Origin of the sequence: Actinotalea sp. C106, from assembly GCF_023630195.1 — a bacterium.
In the GTDB taxonomy this organism is placed as follows: Bacteria; Actinomycetota; Actinomycetes; order Actinomycetales; family Cellulomonadaceae; genus Actinotalea.
The window spans coordinates 1-4,222 of record NZ_JALPKN010000270.1 but is presented as its reverse complement, the minus strand read 5'-3'; the positions used below and the strand labels follow the sequence as shown (position 1 = coordinate 4,222).

At 69.6% G+C, this 4,222-nt stretch carries 5 protein-coding genes and 1 pseudogene; 1 reads left to right on the top strand and 5 read right to left on the bottom strand.

What is annotated here, in order from left to right; all coding sequences use genetic code 11:
• From L0B03_RS14645 to L0B03_RS14625, 5 genes and pseudogenes are all read right to left on the bottom strand, one after another.
• Positions 1-1,064: pseudogene (locus tag L0B03_RS14645) on the bottom strand (hypothetical protein); the annotation flags it as partial.
• A complete protein-coding gene (locus L0B03_RS14640) occupies positions 1,061-2,419 on the bottom strand; it encodes a S8 family serine peptidase (protein WP_284501862.1) in 1,359 nt (452 codons plus the stop codon). The gene L0B03_RS14640 and the pseudogene L0B03_RS14645, both read right to left, overlap by 4 nt.
• Positions 2,420-2,457: 38 nt before the next feature.
• The gene (locus L0B03_RS14635; protein ID WP_250447078.1) at positions 2,458-2,910 is read right to left on the bottom strand and encodes a barstar family protein; all 453 of its coding nucleotides are present in this window, start codon (positions 2,908-2,910) and stop codon (positions 2,458-2,460) included.
• 129 nt (positions 2,911-3,039) lie between these two features.
• Complete coding sequence (locus L0B03_RS14630; RefSeq protein WP_250447076.1) at positions 3,040-3,324, bottom strand: WXG100 family type VII secretion target; 285 nt, start codon at positions 3,322-3,324, stop codon at positions 3,040-3,042.
• Between the two features lie 14 nt (positions 3,325-3,338).
• Positions 3,339-3,650 (bottom strand): WXG100 family type VII secretion target, encoded by a 312-nt coding sequence (locus tag L0B03_RS14625; protein WP_250447073.1) that lies wholly within the window; start codon positions 3,648-3,650, stop codon positions 3,339-3,341.
• A gap of 261 nt (positions 3,651-3,911) precedes the next feature.
• Between L0B03_RS14625 and L0B03_RS14620 the strand changes: the two genes are divergently transcribed.
• A partial coding sequence (locus L0B03_RS14620) for a hypothetical protein (protein WP_250447070.1) occupies positions 3,912-4,222 on the top strand: 311 nt, incomplete at its 3' end.

Here is a 4,222-nt window from a genome sequence, read left to right as displayed (position 1 = left end):
GACGTACCGCCGCGAGAACCCGCCCCCTGGCCAGCGGTGGACCCACCGCTCCCCGCGACGTGGGTACCGCCGAGGGCGCCACCCCGTCCAAGCCCGGCCCCCAGGGCTGCCCCACCGACTGCCACACCGCCAGCCAAGGCTCCGCCGACGCCCCCAGCGCCGCCCCCGGCGGTGCCACTCCAGGAGCCCGTGCCACCCGCACCAGAGGTGGAGCCGCTGCCTGGGACCGAGCCGGTCAACGAGCCATCTGCGGAACCCGACCCCGAACCGGCGCCAGGAGACGACCATCCCGAGGACACGGTGCCGCCCGCGGGACGGCCGCCGGAGGCGAGGCCACCGGCTACGGTGCCGACCGCCGCGCCACCGAGCACGACCCCCGGGCTCGTCGTCCCCGGCCCAGAGCCGATCGAGGTCGTGGTGGTCGCGGGGAGGGCGGCACCACTGCCGGTGATCGGGTTGTAACCGGTGCCGACACCGGCCGCAGGGACCGGCGTCGGCACCGGCGACTGACCGCGGGCGGCCGTCGAGCCGATCCCGGGGTTGTGGTCCAGGTCGAGCCTCGGCAGTTCTTTGGCCGCGTCGCGCATGGCTCTGCGGAGTTCGATCAAGGCGGGGCGCGCTGCGTCGTCGCGGGCTTCCTGCTGTCGACGGTTCAAGAACTGCATTGCTTCGTTGCCCACGAGTGGGCCGAGCGGTCCGACCACGGCCGACCCGGCGAGAATCGTGTGGCGTTGCCAGGACGGGATCTGGTCTTCGGGCAGCGCAGCATAGGCAGAACGTGCATCGCGTAGGGCGGACCTGGCAGACGATGCGGCGCTGGCAGTGGCCTCGAGGAGGGAGACGTACTGCCTTGCACGGGCGACAACCTGCTCCAACGCGATCGCAGCGCTGTCCGCGGCGCGGCCTTCTACTCCGAGGTCGTTCAGGACACCGGTCAGGTCCTGGGCTGCGTCTCCCAGGGTTGATGCGGTAGAGCCGAGATTGTCAATTTCGTCGTTGATCGCCCCCAGCGCGGTCGTGGGCAGTTCTCCAGCCTGGGCGAGTTCCTCGCATGGGCGCGTCATGGATGTCCTCCGGGAGGGGGCGGTGACATGGTCGGGGACGAGAGGGTGCGGCGACGCTTGAGCAGTGAGACGGCCACCAGCAAGGCGACGAGCGCGAGCGCGACGGCAACGAGCCACCAGGGGAAACTGCCGGCGGTCCCTGCCGAGGGGGCTGGTGGATCGGTGTCCCCTGAGGCATCCGAGTCGGCGCCAACGGTCCCCGGCGCCACGCTGGCCTCTGGAGCATCACTGTTCATGGTGATCTCGTCGAGGCTGGGCAAGGCGTCAGTGCCGCCGATGATGAGGGGATTGGCGTCAGGATAGGACGTGGGATCGGCGTCGAGCATGTTGAGCACGGAGACCGACCCGTAGCCGATGAGGTCGTCGTGGCGGGTGAGTTCCCCTGAGTTCTGGTACGTGTGGCGCAAGAGCGTCTGGATGATCTGGTTGCCAGTTGCCTCAGGGTGAGCAGACCAGACCAGTGCCAACGCCGCGGAGGTGTACGCAGTGGCGTTGGAGGTTCCTGAACTAGTGCCGTACTCGTGCCAGCTCTGGTCTGGCCCGGCCACGAGGCCGCGGATGCTCACACCAGGTGCGACGACGTCCTTGGTGGGACTTCCGGTTGCGCCCGGCGCAAGGGATCCGTCGTAGGCGGCGCTCTCTACCGTGATCACTCCGTTGGACTCCTCGAGATCCCGAGGGTAGGTGGGGATGGGATCGTTGGGTCGGGAAGAGACCACGATCACCCCCTCGCGAAGAGCGCGAGCAATCTGTGCGATCTCGTCGGTGTGCATCGCGCCGCCGGTCGACAACGAGATGATCTGCGCCCCGTCATCGATAGCCTGCCGTAGGGCCGGACCTGCGGATGGAGTGCCTTCGGTAGTAGCGCAGAACCCACCTTGGAGGCCCGTACGAGCGACGTAGTGGCGCACGGTTGCCCCGGGCGCCACCCCAGCGATCCCAGGCTGTCCATCAGCCCCTGCGCCAGTACCCACCACGATCGAGGCCATCTGCGTGCCATGCTCCGCCTCGGCGGCGGTGCTCCGGGCAGGGTCGTACTGGCCGTCGACATTCACGTCCCGACAGAACGCCGGTTCATGCACGTGGAGGTCGGCACCGATCAGGTCGGCGACGTCGGGGTTGATGGGGGTGTCGACGACGGCCACCGTGACGCCCTCACCGGTGGAGACTCGGTGGGCCTCGTCCAAGCCCGCCGCGTCGACATACCAGAGGCCTTCCTCGACTGACTCAGGGGTCTGACTGGTCGCTGGCACCGCCGTCCGCTCGGCGAGAGTGGCCGCAACAGGGCTCCCGGGCACCACGAGGAGGGCGAGAGTGACTGCAGGGATGCCGATACGGCGGAGGGAGGGGCGCATCGTCGCGAGGACAGTGCTTCTCAGGTTGGCTCTCGCCCTCACGATGTGCGGCCGAACGAGACTCTCACGTCCTCCGCAGCGGTTGCGACCTCGGGCTCGGGCGCGCTGTAGAGGTCGTCCTGCCCAGCCGGGATGTCGTACGGCGTGCTGACGGTGGTGGGGACCGGGGCGGAGGCCTCGGCCGAACGCACGATAGTCATGAGGCGTTCGCGTGCCGCGCCGTCGATCTGCTCCATCGCTTGGGCGTTGTCCAGGAGGTTCTGGGCCGCCACGCCGATGTCAGCGCTCAGGAGATCGAGGTTGTGCGCCAAGGCGTCGAGGTTCTGGGCGTAGTACTGACCGAACTGGGTGCACTCCGGGATGGCGCTCCACTTGCCGGGGCCCTGCTGGGCTCGGGCCTCGGCCAGGGGTGCGGACAACGTGCCGAGCTCGCGGAACAAGGCCTCGAGCCGCCTCACGTTCGCCATCACCAGCTGCGGAGTGAGCGCCATCATGCCGACCACGTCGTGCCCCCTAAGGCCTGTGTTGTTGATCTGCTGGGCCGTCGAGGCCCCGTGCGGTGCGGGTCCGCCCCCGGTCTGAGCCGGGGGGCGGACCCGCAGGTCAAGCGGTGATGCTGATCACCAGCGCGAGGCGTTGGCCCGCTCGGTGGTCTGGTAGTCCTGGCCCGAGGCGTCGACCGCGCGGCCCACGTCGGCGAGCAGGAGCTTCATGTCGCTGATCGCAGCCGTCCACTTGGCCTTCGCGGCGTCGTAGGAGTTCGACGCCTCACCGGTCCAGTTGGCCCGCAGCGGCTGGAGCGAGCGGTCCATGTTCGCGAGCGTCTGCTCGAGCTGGTTGGCACCGTTGACGATGTCGGCCGAGGCCGTCGCCAGGGCACCGAAGTTGACCTTGAGGTTGCTCATGGTGTGGTCCTTTCTCAGCCGAGGCGCGAGGTGAGGCGGTTCATGGCCGCGGACTGCTGGTCATCGGCCGCGGTGTACGTCGACTGCGAGGAGACCAGGTTGGACTCGAACTCGTTGAGCGAGTTGATGATCGTCGTGGCGTTCTGCTGCCACCGGTTCATCAGGGTCGAGAACGCCACCGCGCCCTGGCCCTGCCACTGCCCACCGATGTTGGCGAGCTTGCCCTCGAGGACCTTGAGCTGCTGCTGCAGCTCGCCCCGCGACTGCGCCACGGCCTGCGCACCAGCCTTGAGCGCACCATCTGCTGCTGAGACTTCAGCCGCCATGGGTCACCTCCCTCTCTCCAGCCCCCTGTGGAGCCCATCGACCACCCCGGCAGCTGTCGGGGCGAGCGCCCCACGGGCGCGAGATCAAGATAGCGGCTCAGAAGGAACATTCCACCCTCGGCGTCACGCTGTGGATCGACCACGCGGGCCGACGGGTGTGACTCACCCGATCGGGTCACCCCGGCGGTCCCTCGATCGGGGGGCCGGCCGCTGCGGCCTAGCATGTGGCCGTCGACCCACCACGCCCGAGGGGAGCTGCCGGTGCCCGACGCGCGCACCCGCCTCAGCATCGTCCTCGGCGACCGCTCGTACGACCTCGCCGTCCCCGTCGGCGCCCCCCTCTACGAGGCCCTGCGCGCGGTCGAGATCGAGATCGCCGACCCCTCGGTCACCGTCGTCGACTCGACCGGCCGGCACGTCGACCTCTACGGCACCGGCGACTCCGGCCTGCTCGACGGCGCTGTGCTGCACGTGCTGCGGCGGACCACCGCGAGCGAACCCACCCGTGGCACGCACGGCGCACCGACCACCCCGGCGCCGCCCGGGCAGCGCGGCGCGGCGACCCCGGTGGC

Excerpts from the sequence above, each read along its gene's own strand:
- L0B03_RS14640 (WP_284501862.1), bottom strand. The coding sequence starts at position 2,419 with ATGCGCCCCTCCCTCCGCCGTATCGGCATCCCTGCAGTCACTCTCGCC.
- L0B03_RS14635 (WP_250447078.1), bottom strand. The coding sequence starts at position 2,910 with ATGGCGCTCACTCCGCAGCTGGTGATGGCGAACGTGAGGCGGCTCGAG.
- L0B03_RS14625 (WP_250447073.1), bottom strand. The coding sequence starts at position 3,650 with ATGGCGGCTGAAGTCTCAGCAGCAGATGGTGCGCTCAAGGCTGGTGCG.
- L0B03_RS14630 (WP_250447076.1), bottom strand. The coding sequence starts at position 3,324 with ATGAGCAACCTCAAGGTCAACTTCGGTGCCCTGGCGACGGCCTCGGCC.